This window comes from Mucilaginibacter sp. 5C4 (genome assembly GCF_034345625.1).
Classification (GTDB): domain Bacteria; phylum Bacteroidota; class Bacteroidia; order Sphingobacteriales; family Sphingobacteriaceae; genus Mucilaginibacter; species Mucilaginibacter aurantiaciroseus.
The window spans coordinates 187,392-211,763 of sequence record NZ_CP133775.1 but is presented as its reverse complement, the minus strand read 5'-3'; the positions used below and the strand labels follow the sequence as shown (position 1 = coordinate 211,763).

Sequence of the window (24,372 nt, the reverse complement as noted above, 5' to 3'; positions counted from 1 at the left end):
ATTTTATTCCTTTACCTCCAATACTTCCAGTTTACCGTATTTCTTTAACTCGTATTCCTTCACCATCAAAAAGATGAGCGGGGTAACCAATAAAATATGGGTAGAAGACGTTAATACGCCGCCGATCATCGGCAGCACAATGGGCAGCATGACATCGCTGCCTGTACCGGTGGCCCATAAGACCGGTACTAAACCAAACAGGGCAACACAAACGGTCATCAATTTTGGGCGCAGGCGTTTTACTGCGCCGTTCATGACATAAAGCCGCAAATCTTCTTTAGTAATGGTTTCCTTTAAGTTTCCTTTTAATGCGGTCAATTGCTGCATAGCATCATTCAGGTAAATGACCATCACGATACCCGTCTCCACGGCGATACCAAAAAGCGCGATAAATCCAACCGCCACAGCAACCGATAAATGCACCCCGAAGAAATACACCATGTACGCACCGCCGATCAAAGCGAATGGGATAGAAATGAGGCTAAAAAAGGCCTCCCGGATGGAATGAAAAGCGAAGTACAAGCAGGCAAAAATGATGAGGAGCACCACAGGTAAGATCAGTTTTAGCGTATGCTCTGCACGGATCAGGTTCTCGTACTGACCGCTCCACTCGATGAAGTAGCCTTTAGGCAACGATTTGACCATTGTATTTAACCTTTCCTGCGCTTCCTTCACTGTGCTGCCCAGGTCACGGTCACGCACATTAAATAGTACCGTGCCACGTAACAGGGCATTTTCCGATTGGATCATGGCCGGGCCATCACTGATCTTAATATCAGCCACAGCTGATAGCGGCACCGGCCCGTAAGCTGGTGTTTGTACGAGCGTCCTATTGATGGCCCCCAGGTTGCTGCGGTAATCCTGTGCCAGCCGCACATTCACGCTGAAGCGTTGCCTGCCCTCTATCGTGGTTGTTAGATTCATGCCACCCAAAGCGCTTTCAACCACTTCGTTTACGTCGTCAACGCTTAAACCGTACCTGCCGATGGCATCCTTGTTTACCTGTATGTCTACATATTTACCACCTGTGATCGGATCAACATACATATCCTTCACACCCGCTAAACCTTGCAGCGCCTGTTTCATTTGATTGGCCAAAACATTAATGGTATCCAGGTTTTGCCCGTAAATTTTAAGCCCGACATCGGTACGGATACCCGTGGAAAGCATATTGATCCGGTTAATGATGGGCTGTGTCCAGCCATTCACCACGCCGGGTATTTGCAGCTTGGCGTTTAGTTCGTTAATAATATCTTCTTTTTTGATGCCTTTGCGCCATTGATCTTTTGGTTTTAACAGGATGATGGTTTCGGTCATGCTGATCGGCGAGTTATCTGTAGCGGTATTCGCCCGGCCTGCTTTGCCCAATACGTTCGCGACTTCGGGGATACTTTTAATGATCCTGTCCTGCACTTGTAGCAATTGCTTGGCTTCAGCGTTAGATACATCAGGCTGGGTAACCGGCATGAAAAGTATCGTGCCTTCATCCAAAGGCGGCATGAACTCGCTGCCGAGGCTTAGTAAAAGCGGAATGCTAACGAGCAAAGCTATGATATTAATCCCTATAGTTGTTTTACGCCAGGTCACGCACCAGTTAAGTACCGGACGATAGATCTTTTCCAGTCCCCGGTTCAGCGGGTTATAATCGTCTGTCCGCAATTTTCCTTTCAGGAAAAAGGAGATCAGCACCGGGGCAAGTGTTACCGCTAATATGGCATCTATTGCCAGTATAAATGTTTTTGTCCAGGCCAAAGGGCCGAACAATTTGCCTTCCTGTCCTTCCAGTAAGAACACAGGGAGGAATGAAGCGACGATGATCAGCGTGGAAAAGAAAACGCCACGGCCAACCTGCTTACAGGAGGCTTCTATGATCCTGATTCTTTCTGCTGTAGTCATGATTTTTCTTTTTCTTGTGCAATGGCTAAATTGCGGTGTGAGTTTTCTACCATGATAATACCATTATCCACGATCACCCCGATAGCCAGGGCGATACCGGTTAAGGACATAATATTGGAACTGATGCCCAAAGCGTTCAATAAAATAAAGCTGGTCGCTATCGTGATGGGTATTTGTATAATGATGCTTAACGCGCTGCGCCAGCTAAACAGGAACAGGATAACGATAATAGATACCGTGATCATTTCCTCAATGAGGGTATGTTTAACGGAATTAACCGCGCTTTCAATGAGCTCGCTGCGGTCATAAGCGATCTTGAACTTTACGCCCGGCGGCAGGCCCTTTTGAATGTCCGCCATTTTATCCTTGACCGCATGGATCACTTTATCGGCATTCTCGCCGTAACGCATCACTACGATGCCGCCGACGGCTTCACCCTCGCCGTTCTGGTCAAAGATGCCCAGGCGTTCATCACCACCCATTTGCACGGTAGCAATATCCTTTATCCTGACAGGGACGGTTTTAATTACGCCGACACTGATGTTTTCTACATCGGTTAAGGATTTAATGTACCCCAGCCCACGAACAATGTAACCGCTACCGTTCATTTCAAACTTGCGGCCGCCTACGTCATTGTTGTTGCTTTTTACCGCTTTGAGTACCTGCGATAAGGGGATATTGTAATAATTGAGCTTATGCGGGTCGATGCTGACCTGGTATTGTTTTTCAAATCCGCCGAAGGAGGCAACTTCACTTACTCCTGGAACAGTTTGCAGCCCCAGTTTTACGTACCAATCCTGTAAAGCCCGTTGTTCGCCGAGGTCGATGCTTTTCGCATCCAAAGTGTACCACAGCACATGGCCAACACCGGTACCATCAGGCCCCAGTGTTGGGGTAATGCCCCGCGGCAATAAGCGCTGTGCATAGTTCAAGCGTTCCAGTACCCGGCTTCGCGCCCAGTACACATCAGCCTTCTCTTCAAAAATAATATATACAAAGCTCATCCCGAACATGGAAGTAGCCCGGATGGCTTTTACTTTGGGGATACCCTGCAAATTACTCACCAACGGGTAAGTTACCTGGTCTTCCATGATCTGGGGGCTGCGGCCTTGCCATTCTGTAAATACAATCACCTGGTTGTCCGACAAATCGGGTATGGCATCAATCGGGTTCTCCTTCACCGCATAGGTTCCCCATCCGAAGAGGGCTATGGCGATCAGCAGAACGATATACCTGTTTTTTAAGGATAGGGAAATAAGTTGATTAATCATCTTAATTGCTTTAATCAGCCTCTCGCCCGCCTTTGGCGAACGGGGGCTGAATGGAATTACATTTTCATTTTTGCTGCGGGTTTCTTTTTGACAGCGGTTTTTTTAACCAGCGCCATACCGCATTTCGAGCATTTGCCCGGCTTGTCGCTCAATACTTCGGGGTGCATGGTACAGGTGTACTGCACTTTTGCAGGGTTTACTTTTTTAGTGGTGTCAGCAGCCATTTTACCAGTGTGGGTGTCGCCGGCAAAAACGGTTGCGGCAGAAAACAGAATGGCAATAGCCATCAATGTTACTTTTTTCATGATTTTTTTAAATTAAAAATGGAGAATAGCATAGGCAAAGCCTGTGCGTGAATTATAAATTAAGATGGATTACAATGGAATTATAGCCCGGTGCAGGAAAGCAGGACTATAGGGATGTTCAGGGTCAGATCCTGTAAGTACAGTTCAGGGTATAAGCAGGCTTATCGGAATGTCCGGGTGGGGCATTGCCATAATATAGAATCTTTGTTTGGACTTGCGTTAATGGTAGTTCATGGAACGGAATTACCACATAAGGGATCAATACCGGTGCAGGATGGTCTAAAGCAGTAGCAATTACGCTGAAATGACTGTCCTTTACCTTGAAACTTTGCTTCTCATGTTTGCAGCAATTGTCCCCTGCGCCACCTTCCTTCGGATTATTATCCGGCGTGGCATAGGTAAGGGTTACCGAGGCTAGTTTACCACAGCAATAAAAACGGTTCACCCCGATACCCACGCAGGATAAGAGATAAATGGCCGTTAATAAAATGAGCGTGGTCCGTTTCACAAATCGAAGATAATTAATTTATAATTTTGCGTGCTATCTTATTTTTTAAACTTCGTTTAGAAAATTATTCGTGCTTCACTTTGACTTAGTCGCAAATGTTTCAAAAAGCTTACATAAAACTAATAAAAAAGTTTAAGTAAACCCGGCTGATTATAAAGTATCAGCCGGGTTTTTAGACGGATGCAACTACATTTTCATCTTATCATCCATCATGCCTTTTTTCATCGGCATTTTCATAACCTTACCATTCATCATCACACATTGCCCTTCTTTTAGCATCATGGTTTTGCCGCCTTTCATTTTCACGGTACCGTCTGTCATCACCATAGTTCCATTGCTCATGGTCATCATTTTGGTCATTGGCATACTTTTACCGTGCATCATGGTCATCATTTTACCGTCCATCATCATCGCGGAGTGGTTCATTTTTTTCATAGACATGTGCGACATCTTATGCATAGAGGTGTCGGCCATTTTGGTTTGTGCCATTGCGCTACAACTCAGTGTAACAGCAATTAAGGTGATCATAATTTTTTTCATGTTTTTTTTGGTTAGTTTTCTTATATATACCCACTAATCGAGCCACGTTTAAAACTTAGCTTTTTACTTTTAGTAGACTTGCGTTAATAGCTACCACCACTGTACTGACGGTCATTAATACTGCACCCGCTGCCGGGCTTAATACAATACCCTGGTTATATAATACCCCCGCTGCCAATGGCAAAGCGACCACGTTATATCCTGTTGCCCAAATAAGGTTCTGTATCATTTTATGGTAAGTTGCTTTACCAAACATGATCAGGCTTACAATATCTTTTGGATTACTATTTACTAAAACGATTCCTGCGGTTTCTGCGGCGATATCACTACCAGAACCTACAGCGATACCAATATCCGCCTGTGCAAGTGCAGGCGCATCATTTACCCCGTCCCCGGTCATCGCCACAAACTCACCTTTGCTTTGCAATTCTTTTATCTTCTCCAATTTCTGATGTGGCAATACTTCGGCAATAAAACTATCCATACCCAAAGTTTTACTCACACTGGCAGCTACCTTGTTATTGTCACCCGTTAGCAGGATAGATTTGATTTTTTCTTCCTTCAACGTTTTTATCGCTTCCGCAGATTCAGGACGTATTTCATCGGATAATGCAATATATCCTGCCAACTCGTTTTCAATTAGTACAAATACTACAGTTTCTGTATCATTTGCAGTAAAACCATCCGGCAGCGTTACCTTATTTTCTTGTAAATAACCAGGGCTAACCACCAATAGCTTTTTGCCTTCTACGGTCGCTTCCACACCTTGGCCCGTGATCGCCTTAAAGTTTTCGGCTTGTGGAATAGACAGTTTTAAGTCTTTAATTTTTTGCAGGATGCCTGTAGCAATGGGATGCTCAGATTTTTGCTCTAAGGCCGACGCCAAACGTATCAGTTCATCTTCCTTAATGTCCTTATTTAAGGAAACCACTTTGGATACTTCAAACTTGCCTACAGTTAGCGTCCCCGTTTTATCGAAAACAATGGTGGTGATCTTCCTTGCGTTCTCAAAGGCCGTCCGGTTTTTGATCAGTAAACCGTGTTTGGCCGATAAAGCCGTTGACTTAGCCACCACAAGCGGAACGGCCAAACCTAAAGCATGGGGGCAGCAAATAACAATTACTGTTACCATCCGCTCCATCGCAAACGCTAAGGTTTGGCCGGTTAAATACCAATACAAGAATGTACCGATGCCCGTAACCAACGCGATCACCGTTAACCATTTTGCGGCAGTATCCGCCAGCAACTGTGTCTGGGATTTTGACTTTTGCGCATCATCGACCAATTTTACCACCTGCGACAAATAGGAATCTTTGGCAGCATGAGATACGGTAACTTTAAAAGAGCCATTACCGTTAATCGAACCGGCGATCACTTTGTCGCCTTTAACTTTCAATACCGGCTTTGATTCACCCGTCAGCATGGATTCGTTCAGGTAACTCTCGCCCTCCAGTATGATCCCGTCAGCCGCGACCTTCTCGCCGGGCTTGATCAGGATAATATCATTCTCCTTTAGCGTATCTGTCTTTACATCATGCACCATATCCGGCATTACCATGTGTGCATCAGCTGGCATTAATTGGACTAATAACTCCAGTTCATTTGACGCGCCCATTACCGAACGCATTTCTATCCAATGCCCTAATAGCATGATCAAAATAAGGGTAGCCAGTTCCCAAAAGAAATCCATCCCTTTCAAACCGAATACAATAGCTACGCTGTAGCTGTAGGCAACAGTTATCGCAAAACCGATCAGGAACATCATGCCGGGATTCTTAGCCTTCACCTCATCTACCAAACCTGTTAAAAATGGCCAGCCACCATACACAAATACAACCGAGGACAAGGCGAACAAAATGTAGGAAGACCCGATAAAAGCCCAGTTAACCCTCATAAAATGCTGTATCATGGTTGATAAGAGCATAATAGGAATGGTCAACACCAGCACCACATAAAACCGCTTTTTAAAATCAGCGATCATCATAGCATGGTGGTTATGCTCTGACATACCCATGTGCGGGTCATGACCCTTGTGCATTTTACTGTGATCCATACCTTCCGGCATTTTGTTCATATCCATAGTTTTTAATTTAGTTGGCTAAATCCGCTTCAAGGATCCTTTTCTTTTCTTGGTATGCTATCGTGGTAATCTCACCGGCAGAAAATCGCTTTTGCAGCATGTTTAATGGCGTGTCTTTTCGCCGGCGCTGACCCGGAATATCATAAGGTGTTGCGAATATCCAGAATAGCATGATCATCTAAACGAACCACCATATCAGATGCATTCCTCCAAAATTTCCATAGTACACCATGATCTTTAGTTTAATGATTAAACCTAAAATGGAATAACCAAACAAATCTGTTAATTCCTAATAAAAGGTCGAATGATGTGTGTCATATTATTATTGGCCGGTTATCAAATTTAATAGGTTAGTGTCAGACCACCTCCTAACCCCATGTCACTATCATAATGGGTGGACAATGAAAAGTATTTGGTGATGATATACCGCAAACCTGCTGTGTACTCCTTGTCGGTGTTGATAATGAGCGTCATGCGCAGCCTCTGCGCTATCGGGATATCTTCTCGTCCCAACTGGAAGCGCAGTTTACCATTGCCGTCGATCCGCATATCAGCCACAAATAGCATAGGTAGCGTATACGCTATACCCGCAACCACCGTGTGCCGGTTTTCCTTATTACTGACCTGGCCGAAAAGGTTCTTGTAATCGCTGCCAAAAATATTCTTTTCATCAGGGTTAAACTTTTTGTAGTGGTAATCAAAGCCCACATAAGGGAACAGCCATTGGTTTCGCCCAATATAACGGCCCACCGTTGTTTCACTTTCATAACCCATCATCGCGCCCGTGCCCAGGTGCCACATCGTAGTCGCTTTCCAGCGGGTACCACCCAGCATTAATTGCCCGTCAGTACCGTTGCTTTCCAGGCCGACTTTGCCCATCAGGTGGGGCATCTGGTCGTCCCAGAATAACTTTCGTTGCGCCAGTTTCGGATCAGGAACGTCCGGATTGGGTGGAGAGTTTTCATAGCTGAACACACGGCCCATACCGCTCATCATGTGATAAAGTATGTGGCAGTGAAAGAACCAGTCGCCGCCCTGCTCATTAGCGGCGAATTCTATAGTGTCCCTTTCCATAGGCATAATGTCGATCACATTTTTCATAGGGGCGTTTTCATCCTGCCCGTTCAGCACCCGGAAGTCGTGTCCATGCAGGTGCATCGGGTGCCGCATCATGCTGTTATTATATAAAATGATACGGAGGTTCTCGCCTTTTTTGATCAGGATCTTATCTGATTCGGATACGGTTTTATTATCCAATGTCCAGACATACCTGTTCATGTTCCCGGTCAGATCAAATTTTAATTCCCTCATCGGACCTTTAGGTAAAGTAGTTTTATTTGGATCACGGAGCATCGTATAATTAAGGGTGACGATATCAGGATTATCCGCCGCCATGTTCATGCCTGACATGCTTTTATCATTCCCCATCTGCATACCCGGCATACTGCTTTTTTTGTCATCAGTTTTGGGCTTTTCCTCACCGGTGATTTCCGGGTACATAACCGTATTCATGTCCATGATCTGGTTTTGCATGGCCATTCCGTCCATTTGCACCATATTGCCGTTCATATCCATCATGTCATTCATCATTTTCATCCCGGCGAAATACTTCAGCTTGGGCATTTTGCCCGCATAAACCTTTTCCCCTTTACCCAGCCAAAGCGATGCGGATTTGGTGCGGTCCTCAGGGGTGACCAGGAACTCGTAACTTTTGTTCTCCGGGATGGTCACCACCACATCATAAGTTTCGGAAACAGCTATGATCAGTCGGTCCACTTCAACGGGTTCCACATCGTTACCATCCGTTGCTACCACGGTCATTTTACCGCCAGCGTACTTCAGCCAGAAATAAGAAGACGCGCCGCCATTGGCGATCCGCAGCCGCACCTTATCGCCTGCCTTAAAATGAGGCTGTTCGTTTTGATTTTCACCATTGATCAGAAACTTGTCATAGTAAACGTCGCTCACATCCATTGCATTCATCCGCTTCCATTCATTGCCTACCTTGGTTTTAAAATGCCCGGTTTGAATGGCCTCCAGATAACTTTGTGTGGTGCCTTTTTTGATGGCAAACCAATCAGTTGCGGCATGGAGACTGCGAGATACCTCTTTGGGGTTCATATTGGTCCAGTCACTTAACACCAGCGGGATGGTTGGTATATCCCATTCCTGACGTTTATTCATGATAAAAGCGCCGTACATCCCAATCTGCTCCTGTAAGCCCGTGTGGCTATGGTACCAGTGGGTACCATGCTGTTTGATGGGGAATTTATACAGGTGCGTCGCCCCGGGCGGGATCGGCATCTGCGTCATATTGGGAACACCGTCATAACGGTTCGGCAGGAAAAGTCCGTGCCAGTGCAGCGAGGTTTCCTCTTTAAGTCTGTTATGTACATAGATCTCTGCCGTATCTCCTTCGGTAAAGGTCAGCGTCGGCATCGGGATGCTCCCGTTAACGGCAATGGCCCGCTTAGGCTTTCCCCCGTAAGTCACGGATGTATCGGCGATATAGAGGTCATAACGCACGGTACGCGGAGGATATTTGGCTGCGACTGTTTTGATAAACCCCAGGCGGTCTTTCGCGGCTTGAATTTCGACCGACCCCGCAGGCATATCCATACCGTCCATTTTCATGCCGGTCATTTGTCCGTTCTTTTTTGTGCTATCAGCCACCGGCATATTCATACCGTCCGGCATTTCCATGGATTTTGATGGTTCTTTAACCAGTTTCATCCCGCATTTAGGGCAATTACCCGGTTGCGCGGAATGGATGTCCGGATGCATCGGGCAGGTGTAGGTCCCGGCCAGCACTGCCGGTTTTCTTCCCATTGCCATGCCATCCAATTTCGTGTTCTTTTCCTTTAAGGGCATGTCCACTTTGGCAGCTTTTTTAGCGGCAGCTTTCGGCTTTTCCCTGATCAGTTTCATGCCGCATTTCGGGCAATTGCCCCGTTTCGCAGCATGGATGTCCGGGTGCATCGGGCAGGTATAGGTAATGGGCTGCTGTTTTTGCATCCCGCTCATATTTTGCATATCGTTTTGTGCAAATACTACCTGCCTGAGGCAAAGCAGCAGCGCTATGATCAGTATTTTCTTCATCTTTATTTTTTCTACAGGCTATCCGATGTTTGTTTAACCCAGTTCATTAATAATAGCTGTTCCGCCCTGGAAAGGATCGCGTCCCGGTGAAGCAGCGTGTAGGAAGACAAAGGCATGGAACCCTCGTCCAGGCTTTCACCTATCGCCCGCAATTTGCTCCTTTGTTTTCGGGCGCTATAAGTTCCGAACGCATTAAAGTTTAATTCAACCCTTCCATCCCGCACATGCTGATCCATCAACAACCTTACCGGCTGTAGCCTGGCATACCAGGGGTATATCGTTTGATTGCTATGGCAATCATAACAGGATCTTTTCAGGATCAGCCCGACACCGGCAGGTATATGATAAACGCCGGCGATATCATGGACAGCCGTATTGCCTGCTTCGTTATAGCCACGGGGGATGAACTGTATAGCGATGAACAAAAGTAGCGCTACACCGGGCAAACGTTTGAACATCTGTTTCATGGCTTATTTGAGTTCTTCTTTAACAGACCCGCAGGTTGGCATTTTAGTACCCAGGTAGGGGTTTTTGATCGCTTTGGTTTCGCTTAGCCAGTCAGCCCCTTTGTTATTGTTATACATCGGGCAATGATCAACGTATAAGGGTTGTCCCGCGCCGAATAGTTTAACAAGATCGACCATATCCTGGCTCAGCATCTCGAAATGCTCCCGCTGGTGGGGTAACTTCCCGGCGCTTTCGCCGATATGTTCGGCCATTTCTTTAGCATCCCCTTGAATGTCGGCAAAAGACTTCTTTTGAGTTATTGTCAGCGCGGATTGGTCAAATTTAGCGAAGCCCGCCGCGATTGCTTTCCCGGCGGTGGCAGCATCCTCGCTGTTATCAGCGGCGAGCGCATTCTTTAATTGCAGGTAATTGTCCAGAATACCTTTTACTGCTGAAGCGGGTGCTGTTTGAGCTGCCTGTTTTCCGGTTGCGGAGGCCATTTTATTAGTGTCAGTTGTGCTTGATGCAGCAGGCTTATTTGAATTATTGCAGGCTGCTATGGTTAATGAAGTTGCAGCAAAAGCAACGACGATGATCAGATTTTTCATGATGTAATTTCTATGGTAACATAATAGCCGTGCTAAACGAAGTAAATTCATTTAGCACGGTGTTCATTACTCCCGTTGATTATTTGTTCAGGGTTTCGCTCACTTTGCCGCAGGTAAGCATCTGGTTGCCATAATATGGGTTTTTGATTTGGGCATCAGCAGATAGCCAGTAACTCTTTTTCATCGGGCAGTAGTCATAGTAAACAGCCTGATCGGTCTGTTTAACGGCCTTAACCAGTTTGAAAAAGTTGGCGGATAAATTGGCAAATTGCTCCCTTTGAACGGCGATATCCTTGCTTTCAGCAATATGCCCGGCATCGGCCGACAATTTTTCCTGTAAGGACATAAACGCTTCCATATCAGCTACCGGGAGTGATTTCATGTCCACTGCGCTCAATAATTTCACAAATTCAGCTGAGCCGGTAGCCGCCTCAGGACTTGCGGAAGCAATGAGTGCATTTTTCACGCTATAATAGGAAGTCAGCAGCGGGCTAAGTGCGGTTGATTTGGCACCTTGAGCGAAAAGTTGTTGGGTAAACGCGGTCGCGATCAGCGCGGCCATTAAAAATATTTTTTTCATGATCTTTTAAATTGATTATTGACATAGTATACTATAAAGGCATGGCGTAGCCACGATAGATTCAGACTATTCTAATCAGATCAGGAAACTTTGTATGGAAACCCGGATATCCGTGTCAGGGGGCCGTCGCCGCTCATCCGTAACTTTGAGTTGGGTTAAGCACACATCAGTTACCGGATTCAGAAAAAAATCAATAGGATGACTGATAAAGAAAAAGGGTGGTATAAGCACGGTGGTATTGCTGGCCGGAATTTGTTTAGCCTGCGAAATAAAGTTATTGACGGCACCCTGGCAGCAGGGGTCGTTTGGTGACAGGATGATCTTGTTTGCAGTATGTTGGTGAACCGCAGATTCGATGGCGTGCTGGTGCCCGTGATGTCCTTTCACCTCATTATGTTCCTGATGCGCCATATGTAAGGCACAGCTGAACCCGGCGACCGTGTTGAGCAGGAATACAAATAACAATATCAGTGCTTTACATTTCATTTCCATACAAATTTAAAAATTAGTAAGGCGACGGATTTATATAATTCCGTCATATTCTTATATTTTGATGTAAATTGATCAAACCGCTACTCTTGCTATCTTTTGCATGATCGCATGATCGTCGCCAAATTTGAAAAGCGCGTCGCAATGCTGCCGCAGGTCCGAAAAACAGATATATTTCATTTCCATATTTCCCTGCCGGATCGATGGCCTGGAAAGCTGCATGAGCACATCTTTCTCCCGCTGATCAGGAACGACGAGATAGAGCACTTCCTCCTTATTATTCAGGCTGCAGCTCAGGTCCGTTAAACGCAGGATGCCAGAATAGATACTGGTGGTTTTTTCCACTTCAAAGGCAGCGGTCACTTTTGATGTGCCTTTTTGAAACCAAAGTACGTCGATCAGTTTGACAGTGTTCAGCACTTCTTTTTCAAGGGCGAGTTGCGGAAAGTCAGCCAGCGAAATAAAGCTGAACTTATTTCCATCCCAGCTTTTAGAACGGTCGTTTGATGCCGCGATGACATCGTAGCCCAGTGCATGCCCGATCTTCAACAGGTGATATTGCATTTCATTATGAAGATGCTCATCCGCCATTTCCGTACGTTTGTTCTTATGCCGCTTTTCGATGAGTTTTTCCAGCCGGCTCCGCTCCGTCTCCGACAGGTACTCGTCTTTGCCCAAAAGCAGTTTCTGCGTCCCGATCTCAAAAAGCAGCCTGGCAAAAGCACCGGTATCTGGCGACAACTCATTGGAGTGCTTCCGGTTCATATCCATAATAACTTTCCTGATCTTCAGATATTCGCTCCAGCTCCCCAATTTCTTTTTATCCTTGAACAGGTAATTAAACCCGTTAATGATCGCCGTGTTAAACGGCGGTATCCAGGTAGGGTGCAGAAAATACAGGATACTGGCTACAGCAGGGCCAAGGCCCTTGATCTTCAGCGCATCCGGTTTTTCAATTTCGTTGACCACCTGCTGCTCGTTTTTGGCATGGATGCAGTTTTCAAGGAACTGTCCGAACACTATTTTATTCGCCTGGTTCTCATGAATGTCTGGTATTCTCAATTTAGGTTTCCAGTAAAAGGGTGCGAAGCACCTTCAAAAACCTGTTTCTGTTCCGTAATACAGGAAAGCACAAATTTCAGTGAGGTTCCTTTGAAGTCGTTGCCAAAAAGTTTGCTCTTGATGTCGTCGATAACCTGCAGGACACCCCGCCGGATCGAACGAAAGGCCTTCAATCGCTCTTCATTATTAATGAACCAGGTATTATAAACCGATTCCCTGTCGTTTTTGTATTGGCTGATTATAGATTGTAAATGTTCATTCATATGTTTTAAATGGGCTGCCCGCATGTAACGGAATCCCTAATTTAAATAAGTTAAAACAAACTATATTAATCTGATCAAAATATCCCAGGCCTTATAAATCTGGGGGCGTTTTTCTTCTCATACCATCATTAGCTGTTCCCGCCGCATATAAGTACCCTGGCAAAATATCAATGCAGGTATTTACTATCGACACGATATTCGTTCATCGCTCAGGTATAATTCAGTTATATGATTTCCAAGTGTTATTCTGCAAGGATAAGGGGAATATCGCCCTGGTCCAGCCATTCCTTTATATTATCCTGAGTGATTTTAACAATCTGGACTATTTCTGCTTCTGCGAAGGTTTTACCATCGCAATGCCATTCGTGGAAGTTATCGTCAAAAGATCATTAATCGAAGGCCTGTCCGAATTTTTAAATTTTTTTGATCAAATCATGTTTTTAAACCTGCTAACAGGAACCTGGGCGTCTTTGGCGTCAGGTGCCTGTTGAAATCAGGCGGCTGTCGCCATCGCTTCACAAGCCGAAGCGCACTCCCGGCAAGCCGCTGCGCATTCCTGGCAGTGCGCCATGTCATGCTTTCCGCATTCTTCTGCACAGGCCTTGCATGCATCGGCACAGATCCGGCAAAGCCGCGCACTGTAGTCGCTTCCCAGGCTCATGAGTTCGGCAGCAGAGCGGCAGACCGCTGCGCATTCGAGGTCGAGACCGATACATCTGGCCATCATTTTTACATCCTTTTCACTGAGGCACGAAGTTGCACAATGGTTGCAGGCGACTGCACAGGCCAGGCAGGCCGCTATACAGTCTTTAAATTATTGATGTGACATAATTGATCGTTTTAATGGTTTACAATAGGTTTTTACATTTTCATTTTCATCATGCGCGGATACAGGCGCAGGAAAACCTGTCCGCCCATGGGGTTTTTGCCGTACAGGCTGTTCAGTTTGCTGTCGGCGGCATAGTAGGTCAGCTGCCCTCCGGCAGCAAGGTTCAGCGGGCCAAGTTTTGCCAGGTCATAAGTGAGCCCCAGGCTGATCGCATTTATGGGGAAAATGGTGTTATCGCCGTACGCCAGGGGATTCAGCACCAATTCTTCGGTGGTTTTCTGCACAAATTCATAACGGGCGTAGACTGCGATTTTTCTCATACGCACATCACCCTCCAGCAAGGCGGAATGATTACCCTGCTGCTCAGGCGTTTTATTTAACCCCCATAGCGCTGTCGCATTGAACGTTTTTTCATCCCCGAAAGGCATACTGTAAGTGGCGGACGCCGTTGTGCGGTAAACATTTTCCTCCGGGTGCAGATCTTCCGGGCTCTTGATGAAGCCGTGGGAAACCTGTAAGGCCCAGTTCGCCGAAGGGTTATAATTTAATCGCCCGCTCCAGGAATCAAATCTTGGCTTATCAAAATTAAAACGGTTCTCGTTAGGCTCCCTGCCTGTAAAAGAGGAGGCTTCGATCTTAAAATCATAGAACCGGAAGCCGACCGTGGCCACCCCAAAGGTGATATGAGTAGCATCGGACCAATGGTGACTGATCGGTGCATCGGGATTGGACATGGCCGATGGACGGTGCATGAACGCCACCGGTCCTAATGCCGGTTCACCGGGATAGCCCACATAAATGCTCAGATCCGTCTTTTTCGAAAAAGCGTAGGCATAACTGGCAGATAATTCTGAGAAAAGATCATGCGGGTGCTGGTGATCGATCAGCGGGGAACCTTTCCAGCTTTCTCCGGTCTGGAACAGTAACGGGTAACCGCCACCACCCTCCGTCAGCCGGTCAAGCGACATCATCAGGTTGAAGTGCAACAAGCCGTTTGTGCCAATTTTTCGCTGTGCCATACCCATAAACCAATTGGGGGCATCGAACTTTCCCCCACCACGGCTGCCTTTATCCCCCAGGTCCTGTTTGGTATAACGTAGCGCAACGTTGCCATGCAGCATGTAACTCCACTTGCCGCTGTTGAGCATAATACCGTACATGGGTGAGGCATCCGGCAGCCAGCTAGTTCCCGATCCGTCCCTGGTCATAGGCAGGTTCAGCGACTGCGAATTGCTCATCATTTTGATGGACATACCATCCATCTGCATCCCGCCCATATCCATGCCTGACATAGACGAATCTTTATGCATACCCTGCATCTTCATGCCTTTCATCTGGCCAGGCTTCATGGGCATACTCATTTTCGAGGCTTTAGCCTTTTTGGTGGTATCCGCCATTTTCATGCCCTTCATTTCGGTATGCTTCATCGGCATGTTCATTTTTTTGCTTTTTTTGGTCTTCGTTGTGTCGCCCATATTCATGGTCTGGGCCTGCACTATGGCAGGTAGCCACAGCAACACCATGGCAGTTATGAGTAAGTTTTTCATAGGATGGCTGTTAAATTTTATCAATGGCTTTACGCTGTCCGTGTTCAGATGCTTTGAATCGGCTCGGTGTTAAACCTGTTATCGTTTTGAATTGAGCTGACAGATGGGCGCTGCTGCTGTAGCCCATCTTCCACGCAATCTCATTCATATTGAGCTCGCCGTATTCCAGCAGCTCTTTGACCTTTTCTATCTTTTGCTGAATAATGAACTTCTCAATGGTCGTATCTTCCGATTCCGAGAACATCCGGCTGAGATAAGTGTAATCCTTATGCACCCGGTCGGAAAGGTAATCTGAAAAACTGAGGTGGCTATCCGCAAGGTCAGTGTGATGTATTTTTTCAATGATCAGGTCCTTAATACGCTGTACAACGCGGTCCTTTTCATTATCGATCAGCTCAAAGCCAAGTAGCTTCAGGGAGGAAGAAATAGAACTTAACTGAATAGCATCAGGCTCGGGCTGGACAACGGCGCTACCCAGCGTTATCGAAATAATACGGAAACCTGAGTTTTCCAGTTGTTGTTTAACGACCATAATGCAGCGGTCGCAAACCATATTTTTGATATATAGTGTCATATTTAATTCAAGCTAAAATAAAGTGAAGGCAATAGTACTTCAGGCCGCAAAATTGCAGCAAAGCTTGAATCAGATCAGAAGAGAGCGGAATTTAATAAATAATGGCTGTTCGGCAGCGCGCGGCGGTCCCGTCGCATTAAGCCATGATACTTTGGCCTGGTATATGCCGTGCACCGGTGCCAGCGCATGGTATGGTAAGGGGATTATAGCAACCTGTAACGCGGTCAGCTGAAGTTCAGCCGATCCGGAGGTATTTTCCTTAACGACGTAATTATCATGCTGATTACAGCATCTGCAATCTTTTCCTTCTCCGCAGGGTTTTTGATGATCGTGTGCTTTTCCCTTGTCATTATCATCATCATGTCCGGCAGGGAGCATCGCTCCAGGGTCGTGGCCATCATAATCATCGTCTTTATGGGCGGCCATCGCCTGTGTGGGCTTTCCTAGCATATATTCGGCACTACAATGCACCAGGCATACGAACATATCTGTTGTTAACAACAGGTAAAACGCAGCCAGGCTAAAAGCACCTAATTTTCTCATTATTAAATACTACACAAGAATGTTACAATTGTTTAAATTTAGCTTATTTTACTGATAATCATATAAGTCCCCCGAAGCTACCGGTCCGGGGAACTTATCCATAGCGGATTTAGCTATATGGCCTCCGCACGGTAGCCTTTGGCTGCCAGTGCGGTGATCACTGTATCCGGCTTCAATGCTGCTACTGCCGTTACCGTAAGGATTTTATCGGGGTTCACAGTATCCACTTCCCATTTTTCTATTCCTTCTATATCATTAAGGACAGGGGTAACACCTGCTATGCACCCACCGCATTTGATAGTGGTCTTGAATTTTAAAGTTTCCATTTGTTTATTTCTATTAAAAATTAATTTTTGAATATTTAAGACGCAGGCTGTTACTGACAACCGACACAGAGCTTAGCGCCATCGCCGCCCCCGCGATCATCGGGTTGAGCAGGAAGCCGTTCACCGGGTATAAAATACCGGCAGCTAACGGTATGCCGATCAGGTTATAAATAAACGCCCAGAACAGGTTTTGCCGAATCGTACGCACGGTTAGCCTCGACAATTTAAGCGCTTTGGGTATCTGCAAAAGATCAGAAGAAACCAGCGTTATCTTTGCCACATCTATGGCAATGTCCGAACCGTGGCCCATCGCTATAGAAAGGTCCGCCTGTGCCAGCGCCTGGCTGTCATTAATGCCATCGCCAACCATTGCCACGATCTTTCCGCGGCTTTGCAATGTCTTTACAAATTCCGCTTTATCGGCAGGCATGGCGCCCGCGATGATTTCGCTGATCCCTGCCTCTTTCCCGATCTGCTTAGCGGTAGATGCATGGTCGCCGGTGAGCATGTAGACGGCGATCCCTGCAGCCTTCAACTCTGTGATGGCTTTGGCAGAACTGGTTTTCACCCGGTCCTGCAGGGCTGCAATAGCCAATACGGTTAAATGAGAGGCAAAATAAATCACCGTTTTCCCTGTTTGCGAAAGCGCATCGGCAGCCACCCGGAGTTCATCCGGAACAAAGGTCTTGCAGGATTCAACCAGTTTCAGGTTGCCGGCATAAAAAGGCTGCCCGTTGAACAATCCCTCGATACCCTGGCCGGTCAAACTGTGAAAGTAACTGGACGATACGCTCTCCATCTTTTGTTCCTTCAAATAGCTGACCACCGCAGTTGCCAGCGGATGTTCCGATTGCTGCTCCAGCGCTAACAATATCGCCCCTAAAGTTTCTTTTTCACCGGCTGCCTGTTTTGCCCAGATCAGCTCGGTGACCACGGGCTTGCCTTCCGTGATCGTTCCTGTCTTATCAAAAATGACCGCGTTCACTTTATAGCCCAGTTCCAGGGCTTCCGCATCTTTGATCAGGATGCCGTTTTCGGCTCCTTTGCCGATCCCCACCATAACAGCCGTTGGTGTAGCCAGCCCTAAAGCGCAGGGACAGGCGATCACCAATACGGTCACCATAGCCAGGAGCCCCTGTGTCAGGGCTTGCTGGCCGCCAAAGAACAGCCAGGCGCCCAAAGTCAGTAAGGCGATGAGCATCACCACCGGAACAAAGACTCCGGCAATCTTATCCACCATTTTTTGTACCGGCGCTTTAGAGCCCTGTGCTTCCTGCACCAGGCTGATGATCTGCCCTAACAGGGTTTCACTGCCGACCTTTTCTGCGCGGAACCGAAAACTGCCTTTTTGATTTATCGTCCCCGCAAAAACGCGGTCGCCTGTCTTTTTTTCTACCGCGACGGCTTCGCCGCTGATCATGCTCTCGTCGATGTAAGAGCTACCCTGCTCCACGATGCCATCCACCGGGATCTTTTCGCCCGGACGGACCAGCAGCAAGTCGCCGATATTTACTTCTTCTACAGGCGTAATTTTTTCACCTTCCTGCGTAATCAGCAATACTGTCTTTGGCTGTAGTCCGATCAGCTTTTTGATTGCGGAAGAAGTATTGGATTTCGCACGGTCTTCCAATAGTTTCCCCAGCATAATAAATACGATTACAACCGAAGCTGCCTCGTAATAAACATGGGGGTGCAGGCCCCTGCGGTGCCAGAACTCCGGGTAGACCGTATTGAAAACGCTGAATAGAAAAGCAATCCCGGTACTCATCGCTACCAGCGTATCCATATTCGCCCGCCTGTGTTTTGCCTGCTTCCACGCGCCGGTAAAAAAATTTTTGCCGGCGATAAACAGGACGGGGGCAGTTAATACCAGCATGATATAATTAGCGTAAGGGATGTTCATAAAAAACATACCGATTGCGACAACAGGCAGGGTCAGCATACCGGCCCAGATGATATTTCTTTTCAGTTCCAGGTAATGATCCCGCTGTGCCTGTTCCTGCTTTTCTTTTCCGTTTACGGTATCGATGATAAGGTCATAACCGATTGATTGTACAGCCTGCTTTAAGCTTTCAGGCTGAACGATATCCGGGTGATAGGCGACCTTAACTGTTTGCGTTGCAAAGTTCACTTCTGCTTTTTCGACGCCTTTTTGTACGCCGATCATCGACTCTACGCTGGAAGCGCAACCTGCGCAGGTCATGCTGGTAACGGGGAAAGTCTGTGTGATAATAGTTTCTGCTGCCATCTTTTTTATTTACCCTACAAATTTACCCCTGCGCAGGATCATAGGCTTTACAGGATTCTGCTAAAAGTTTACAGAATACCGCATTATTTTTTCCGATGGATTTTAAAACTAATTTCCTATCATTGAATATTAGTTGATAGTATAAACTAATGTCTAAACACAGCAGCTCGATACTAATATAGATGTGAATACGCCCGAGCAGCGGATCAATAATTACCACTTGCTGGATTAGGTCATTTTTAACGGGGTACCCGGTGACGTAGTTGAATTAGGGTGTTTCACCGGGCAATGTGCGCTTATTTTTGAAAAGGTGATCGAGCTGAATGCCTCTGACAAGCAATTGCACCTTTACGACAGTTTTTTCGCGTCCTTTAAGGTTAAGGGCAGCGTTGAAGATGAGTTAAAAGCCAACTTTAACAAGGCAAAGCTAAAGCAGCCGATTGTGCATAAAGGGGATTTTAAAAGAACCCTGCCGGGTGAATTGCCCGCGGAAATAGCTTTTGTGCACATCGACTGCGGTTTCGGCGGGGATAAAATGGAGCATAAGCTGTAATGCTGCATTGTTTCGAAAGTATTTACCCCCGGATGCCGAAAAATTCGGTCTGTATCATGATGGATTATTTTGATGCCTCCACCGGCGTTGAAGGCCTGGATATTAACCCCGGCGTTAAACTGGCTTATGATGAATTTTTTGCGGATAAGCCGGAAAAGATCGCCTGCCTGTGGGGCAACCAATATAACCATGCTTATTTTCGAAAAGTTTAGTTTTTACATTTTTCGAAACCTGATCTGGTTCTTCTGTTCCCAAACGAAAAGATTGCCGGTTGCGCTTAGCTGCACAGCTTTCACATAGCCGCCGGTTCCGATCATCCTTGGTGTTTTTTGAGGGAATGCAATCATGTTTAGGGTGTCGCTGTTCTGGTAGGTGATCAGTGGATTCGTTCCGCTGCCGGCAATACTACAGGTTCTTCCCCTCGCCAGGTAGGTTTCCGGCTCACCGGGAGCTGCATAGTAAATATTGCCTTTCCGCTGCCATACTGTCTGCACCGCGCTGGCCGGGCTGATTCGCAGGCCCCCGCCATCCATCGGGCAGCCGTTCAGTTTCCTGGTATCCATGCCCATCTTTTGCGCTGCCGCAAAGGTTTGCCCCATATTTGACGAGCGGGTTACATACAGGTCACGCGAACCGTTCAGCCAGTTGCGGAACATGATAGCGACCGAAGAACCCTGTACCGCTATACTGGGCTTACAGCACTCACAAACATGCTGGTCGGGTGAGTGATAGACCATCGTGTTTTTAGACCAGTTAAGTGCTTTACCCGATAGGGAAGAAAAATAGATCTGGTTTTGCTTTGCTGCTCGGATGTCGAGTCAGGCCGCGTAAAAATGATCCTGATCGTCAGCGGCAATGCTCATCAATCCCTCGGGGGCTGACCCCGGCTGATCGTTTACCCGTCCCATGCTTTGCTTTTCCATTTGCCGGTAGCATGAGCAAGACGATACCAGTAGATATTCCCGGATTTATCCATAGCGGTGATCACCGAAAAGTTTTTTGAGCTGGTTAATTGCGGGCCTCTTGCCATACCCAAGTGTATTTCGGGTAATTTGGCAACGAGTACGGACTTGGTGAACGATCCGCCATGATCGGTTGAAACAGCACAAAATATCTGGTCGGCAGATCCGAATATAACCCGAATAATCCTTTGTTGTCTATGCTGACCTGTGGTTGCTGGCCCTCACCGATTAAATTCCGTTCGTCTGACAGGGAACTTAACGTTAGTACCATTGTAAATGATAGTACAAAAAAACTTATCCTTCTCATTTTACTAATATATGAATTTTGGAAAGTTAAGCCTTTAGCAACGCCAACTGAACTGCTTTATTCATTTGAATCACGAAGATAAAGGTAGCCGACTTGATTAGCTTCCCGCTAATGGATATCCTTTAGCGATCCAATTGGTTTGCAGGTTGACCGGAAGATTTAACAATTTAACATGGGTAAATCCCATTTTCTTCAATTCCTGGAAAGCAGGCCTGATGTTAGGGCATTTGGTGAAAGGGCAACACCCGCAATAGATGACGATGTCCCTGTTTTTAGGCAGTGTAGCTACCATAGCTTTCAGTGCTTTTAGATTTTCTGTTTTACCCGCTGCACCAATATGTTTTGCCCCTTTAATGTCTTCAACTGCGCCTATATTAAGGATCAGCGGCAGTTCAGCCGGGTGTTCTTTAATATTTGCGGCGAGTAAAGCCGGCGCCATTAGGTCACGGTCTGTCCAGGGATAATTATTAAGGGCGGAAGGTAAAGCTACCGGGGACGTCTGCGCTTGAGCTGAGGAAGAACATAACCCGGCAATTACCAGGATGCATAGGGTTAGAAGTGTTTTAGTTTTCATTTGAGCAAATTTATGATGACCTTTAATGTTATATAATTCTGTTTATTCATGAAAGGTAATCAAAAAGCACATTGGGATAATGTCTATTCCAATAAAACTTCGGATCAGGTGAGCTGGACGCAAGTTGTTCCTCAAACATCCCTGGATTTTATCCACGGGTTCCGGTTATCTAAAAGTTCCAGTATCATTGATATTGGCGGCGGCGACAGTAACCTGGTGGATTTTCTTATACAGGAGGGGTTTCAGGATATTACCGTGTTGGATATTTCTGAAGCGGCGATCAACAAAGCAAAAGCCAGGCTTGGCGAACGAAGTGAATTGGTCAAATGGGTGGTTTCCGATATTACCAAGTTCAAAACTGACAGGCATTTTGACCTATGGCACGACCGGGCAACATTTCATTTTTTAACCAGCAAACGCCAGATTGGTGCTTATCTGCAAATTGCAGGCAGATCAATTAATAACTATATGGTGGTGGGCACCTTTTCTGAAAACGGGCCTGATAAATGCAGCGGATTACCGATCAAACAATATACTGAAGACCAATTGCAAAGCCAGTTGAAAAAAGATTTTGAAAAGATCAGGTGTATCCATGAAGACCATATCACCCCTTTTCAAACCAAACAAAACTTCCTGTTCTGCAGCTTTAAAAAGCAAAGCATCAATTAAGGTATCAAATGACCGTTATCAATGCGCCACTATCTATCTTTAAACTTATCGATAAAATGCTTACCAACAAGAAGTTTAAAGACTTTTTTCAGAAAGAATGTGGCGACACTGTAACTTTGTTGAAAAGTTTTTATTGTGACTTTTTATGCTCTTTTATGATGGATATAGCAAAAGTATGACTATTCCGGGGAAATTGCCTGATCAGTTTGCCACGGAATGGAGTTGTAAGTTTCCCCGGAATAGTCAATCGAACTCGATTGCTAACCCATTGGCTTACAATATCGTATAGGGCTATCTAGACACTACGCACCGAATTACTAACCACTTTTAATGCAGATTAATTACAAATCTTACCGTATAAACATACAAAATCCTCCAAATTATTCCAATTCTAACAAAGGTTCTTTTAGGCATATAAATATTAAAAGAGACGTTATCGGCCTTACGAATCGAAATTCATAACATCTCATTCTCACCAAGTTGGCGACTAAGGGCAAAAGCAAGAGAAACTTGTATCACCCTTTCACTGTGCTGATATTCAATATTTTATAATGACTTTAATTCTTACTCACCGAAATACTCACCACTTTTTTGAGCACAGATTAATAGCAAATCTTATGAAATAGAGATAAGAAGTTGAACTGTTATTTCAAAAAGATATATTAAATAATTAATCATTCGTAAATCATGTGCGTACTGAGATTAGGTTTTGTGAAATGGTTAAAATACCCATCGCTTTATTGTAGATCTATTGATTTATGATCATTAAGTACAAGTTCATCTATTAAGATAAATTTTATAAAGTTCCGCCTTTAGCTACGAAAATAGAATAAATTGCTTTATTGTATTCTGCAATCGCTTTTATATCATCTAATTTTATTTGCAAGTAAACTTGTTCTGCTTGTATTACTTCAAAAGCCTTGGCCGTGCCCAATTGTTGCCGTTGCTGGCTTTGTAAAAGGGCATTACCTGCCATATTTAATGCTGAAGTTGCCGCTTGCAGCTGTTGGTAGGCAGAATGCTTTTGAATATCGGCATTTTGAATTTCAATAAAATATTGGTTTTTAAACTGTTCTATTTTATTTTGTTGTATGGCAATACGGGCATCCTGCCTCTGAAGCTCTCCGTGTTTAAATAAACGCCCAAGCGGTAGCGTCCAAACAATAGATGCATTAATTTGATAGGTATTGTACAATGGATAACTGTAAGCACCAAATAAACCATCATCAGTGCCGATAATTATTTTGGGTAATGCATAGCCGTTAGTACTTATTTTACGGGTAGTTTGGTAGCTGCTAAGTTCGGCCTGTAGGCTCTTATATTCGGGCCTTACGTTAAAATTATTAGTTGCCGTGCTATCGCTCATAAAATCATTTCTTAGCGGTAACATTACTGAATCAGCACTTACTAACCGAATATTACCGATTAAATTTAGCAGAGATGATAATGTAATGCCCGCCTTTTGCCAGTTCTCCTTTTGTTGGATTGCTTCAATATAGTAGTGCTGTGCATTACTGGCGGCTAACAGGTATTCTGATTGATATCTCAGGCCTGCGTCCACCTGTATTTTCAATTGTCCGGCAAGCGTATCCGCCTGTGAGGCTAACCGCGTTAAAAACAGATAGCTTAACTGGTCGGCCTGCAAATCATAATAAGTTTGTACCGCGTGCAAAATAGCTTGATTATGTGCCGCTATACTTGCATAACTTGCTGCAACCGACATTTGTTTAGCGGCCAGGTATTCGTATCTGCCTTTGTTAAAATCTATTTCGGCAGAAAATCCAAAAGCTGAAAACAAAGAATTTTGATTTAACCCGTTGATAATACGGGCATTGGTATTCATAGCAGCCCCGTTTAAATAATGCGTTGTTATCCCTGCTCTTAAAACAGGGAGCCACCATTCGCCCGCTTTAACCTGGTCGGCTAATGCTTGCCTGTACATTGCCTGATATTCTTTTATAGTAAGGTTATTGGCACCGGCAAGCTTAAGCACTGTTTGCACCGATACCGGGCTTATTTCCTGGCTGTTAGCGTTACTGCTAGTAATTAATAACAATAAGGCAATTAATATTTTGAATGATCTCATAATACT

Annotated in this window: 25 protein-coding genes; 3 read left to right on the top strand and 22 right to left on the bottom strand. The window is 45.6% G+C overall.

Annotated elements, in window-relative coordinates; genetic code table 11:
- Positions 1 to 3 precede the first annotated feature (3 nt).
- The 18 genes from RHM67_RS00975 to RHM67_RS00890 form a co-directional block, all read right to left on the bottom strand.
- Positions 4 to 1,896 (bottom strand): efflux RND transporter permease subunit, encoded by a 1,893-nt coding sequence (locus tag RHM67_RS00975; protein WP_322229695.1) that lies wholly within the window; start codon positions 1,894 to 1,896, stop codon positions 4 to 6.
- Entirely contained in the window at positions 1,893 to 3,167 is a 1,275-nt protein-coding gene (locus RHM67_RS00970; protein WP_322229692.1) for an efflux RND transporter permease subunit, read from the bottom strand. Before RHM67_RS00970 ends, RHM67_RS00975 begins: the two co-directional genes overlap by 4 nt.
- A gap of 56 nt (positions 3,168 to 3,223) precedes the next feature.
- Complete coding sequence (locus RHM67_RS00965) at positions 3,224 to 3,472, bottom strand: heavy metal-binding domain-containing protein (protein WP_322229689.1); 249 nt, start codon at positions 3,470 to 3,472, stop codon at positions 3,224 to 3,226.
- A gap of 124 nt (positions 3,473 to 3,596) precedes the next feature.
- Positions 3,597 to 3,980, bottom strand: a complete 384-nt coding sequence (locus RHM67_RS00960) for an HYC_CC_PP family protein (RefSeq protein WP_322229688.1) — start codon at positions 3,978 to 3,980, stop codon at positions 3,597 to 3,599.
- A 186-nt stretch (positions 3,981 to 4,166) separates the two neighbouring features.
- The gene (locus RHM67_RS00955) at positions 4,167 to 4,520 is read right to left on the bottom strand and encodes a DUF6799 domain-containing protein (protein WP_322229685.1); all 354 of its coding nucleotides are present in this window, start codon (positions 4,518 to 4,520) and stop codon (positions 4,167 to 4,169) included.
- A 55-nt stretch (positions 4,521 to 4,575) separates the two neighbouring features.
- Positions 4,576 to 6,600, bottom strand: coding sequence for a copper-translocating P-type ATPase (locus RHM67_RS00950; RefSeq protein WP_322229682.1), 2,025 nt, complete (start codon positions 6,598 to 6,600; stop codon positions 4,576 to 4,578).
- A 342-nt stretch (positions 6,601 to 6,942) separates the two neighbouring features.
- A complete protein-coding gene (locus RHM67_RS00945) occupies positions 6,943 to 9,699 on the bottom strand; it encodes a multicopper oxidase domain-containing protein (RefSeq protein WP_322229679.1) in 2,757 nt (918 codons plus the stop codon).
- Between the two features lie 11 nt (positions 9,700 to 9,710).
- Entirely contained in the window at positions 9,711 to 10,166 is a 456-nt protein-coding gene (locus RHM67_RS00940) for a heme-binding domain-containing protein (protein WP_322229677.1), read from the bottom strand.
- Positions 10,167 to 10,169: 3 nt separating this feature from the next.
- The gene (locus tag RHM67_RS00935) at positions 10,170 to 10,754 is read right to left on the bottom strand and encodes a DUF3347 domain-containing protein (RefSeq protein WP_322229674.1); all 585 of its coding nucleotides are present in this window, start codon (positions 10,752 to 10,754) and stop codon (positions 10,170 to 10,172) included.
- 79 nt (positions 10,755 to 10,833) lie between these two features.
- Positions 10,834 to 11,334 carry a DUF3347 domain-containing protein gene (locus RHM67_RS00930; protein WP_322229672.1) on the bottom strand — a complete coding sequence of 167 codons (501 nt, stop codon included), beginning with the start codon at positions 11,332 to 11,334 and terminating at the stop codon, positions 10,834 to 10,836.
- A gap of 75 nt (positions 11,335 to 11,409) precedes the next feature.
- Positions 11,410 to 11,826, bottom strand: a complete 417-nt coding sequence (locus RHM67_RS00925) for a hypothetical protein (protein WP_322229670.1) — start codon at positions 11,824 to 11,826, stop codon at positions 11,410 to 11,412.
- 72 nt (positions 11,827 to 11,898) lie between these two features.
- Positions 11,899 to 12,885 (bottom strand): type II restriction endonuclease, encoded by a 987-nt coding sequence (locus RHM67_RS00920; protein WP_322229667.1) that lies wholly within the window; start codon positions 12,883 to 12,885, stop codon positions 11,899 to 11,901.
- Entirely contained in the window at positions 12,882 to 13,148 is a 267-nt protein-coding gene (locus RHM67_RS00915; RefSeq protein WP_322229666.1) for a hypothetical protein, read from the bottom strand. Before RHM67_RS00915 ends, RHM67_RS00920 begins: the two co-directional genes overlap by 4 nt.
- Positions 13,149 to 14,009: 861 nt before the next feature.
- Positions 14,010 to 15,524, bottom strand: coding sequence for a hypothetical protein (locus RHM67_RS00910; protein WP_322229664.1), 1,515 nt, complete (start codon positions 15,522 to 15,524; stop codon positions 14,010 to 14,012).
- 10 nt (positions 15,525 to 15,534) lie between these two features.
- Entirely contained in the window at positions 15,535 to 16,098 is a 564-nt protein-coding gene (locus tag RHM67_RS00905; protein ID WP_322229663.1) for an AraC family transcriptional regulator, read from the bottom strand.
- Between the two features lie 69 nt (positions 16,099 to 16,167).
- Complete coding sequence (locus RHM67_RS00900) at positions 16,168 to 16,641, bottom strand: hypothetical protein (RefSeq protein WP_322229661.1); 474 nt, start codon at positions 16,639 to 16,641, stop codon at positions 16,168 to 16,170.
- 113 nt (positions 16,642 to 16,754) lie between these two features.
- Positions 16,755 to 16,967: a hypothetical protein gene (locus tag RHM67_RS00895; RefSeq protein ID WP_322229658.1), complete on the bottom strand. Its 213-nt coding sequence runs from the start codon at positions 16,965 to 16,967 to the stop codon at positions 16,755 to 16,757.
- A 13-nt stretch (positions 16,968 to 16,980) separates the two neighbouring features.
- Positions 16,981 to 19,215 carry a heavy metal translocating P-type ATPase gene (locus RHM67_RS00890; protein WP_322229657.1) on the bottom strand — a complete coding sequence of 745 codons (2,235 nt, stop codon included), beginning with the start codon at positions 19,213 to 19,215 and terminating at the stop codon, positions 16,981 to 16,983.
- A 310-nt stretch (positions 19,216 to 19,525) separates the two neighbouring features.
- On the opposite strand from RHM67_RS00890, the gene RHM67_RS00885 reads away from it, so the two are divergent.
- Positions 19,526 to 19,768 (top strand): hypothetical protein, encoded by a 243-nt coding sequence (locus RHM67_RS00885; RefSeq protein WP_322229656.1) that lies wholly within the window; start codon positions 19,526 to 19,528, stop codon positions 19,766 to 19,768.
- Positions 19,769 to 19,824: 56 nt separating this feature from the next.
- Positions 19,825 to 19,980 (top strand): hypothetical protein, encoded by a 156-nt coding sequence (locus RHM67_RS00880; protein ID WP_322229652.1) that lies wholly within the window; start codon positions 19,825 to 19,827, stop codon positions 19,978 to 19,980.
- Positions 19,981 to 19,983: 3 nt separating this feature from the next.
- Here the strand turns inward: RHM67_RS00880 and RHM67_RS00875 are convergent, their stop codons facing one another.
- From RHM67_RS00875 to RHM67_RS00865, 3 genes are all read right to left on the bottom strand, one after another.
- Complete coding sequence (locus RHM67_RS00875; RefSeq protein WP_322229650.1) at positions 19,984 to 20,505, bottom strand: hypothetical protein; 522 nt, start codon at positions 20,503 to 20,505, stop codon at positions 19,984 to 19,986.
- 158 nt (positions 20,506 to 20,663) lie between these two features.
- Positions 20,664 to 20,798, bottom strand: a complete 135-nt coding sequence (locus RHM67_RS00870; protein WP_322229648.1) for a hypothetical protein — start codon at positions 20,796 to 20,798, stop codon at positions 20,664 to 20,666.
- Positions 20,799 to 21,134: 336 nt separating this feature from the next.
- A complete protein-coding gene (locus tag RHM67_RS00865) occupies positions 21,135 to 21,611 on the bottom strand; it encodes a rhodanese-like domain-containing protein (protein WP_322229646.1) in 477 nt (158 codons plus the stop codon).
- A 48-nt stretch (positions 21,612 to 21,659) separates the two neighbouring features.
- On the opposite strand from RHM67_RS00865, the gene RHM67_RS00860 reads away from it, so the two are divergent.
- Positions 21,660 to 22,280: a class I SAM-dependent methyltransferase gene (locus RHM67_RS00860; RefSeq protein ID WP_322229642.1), complete on the top strand. Its 621-nt coding sequence runs from the start codon at positions 21,660 to 21,662 to the stop codon at positions 22,278 to 22,280.
- 796 nt (positions 22,281 to 23,076) lie between these two features.
- Here RHM67_RS00860 and RHM67_RS00855 read toward each other — a convergent pair.
- Entirely contained in the window at positions 23,077 to 24,366 is a 1,290-nt protein-coding gene (locus RHM67_RS00855) for a TolC family protein (RefSeq protein WP_322229639.1), read from the bottom strand.
- Positions 24,367 to 24,372 lie beyond the last annotated feature (6 nt).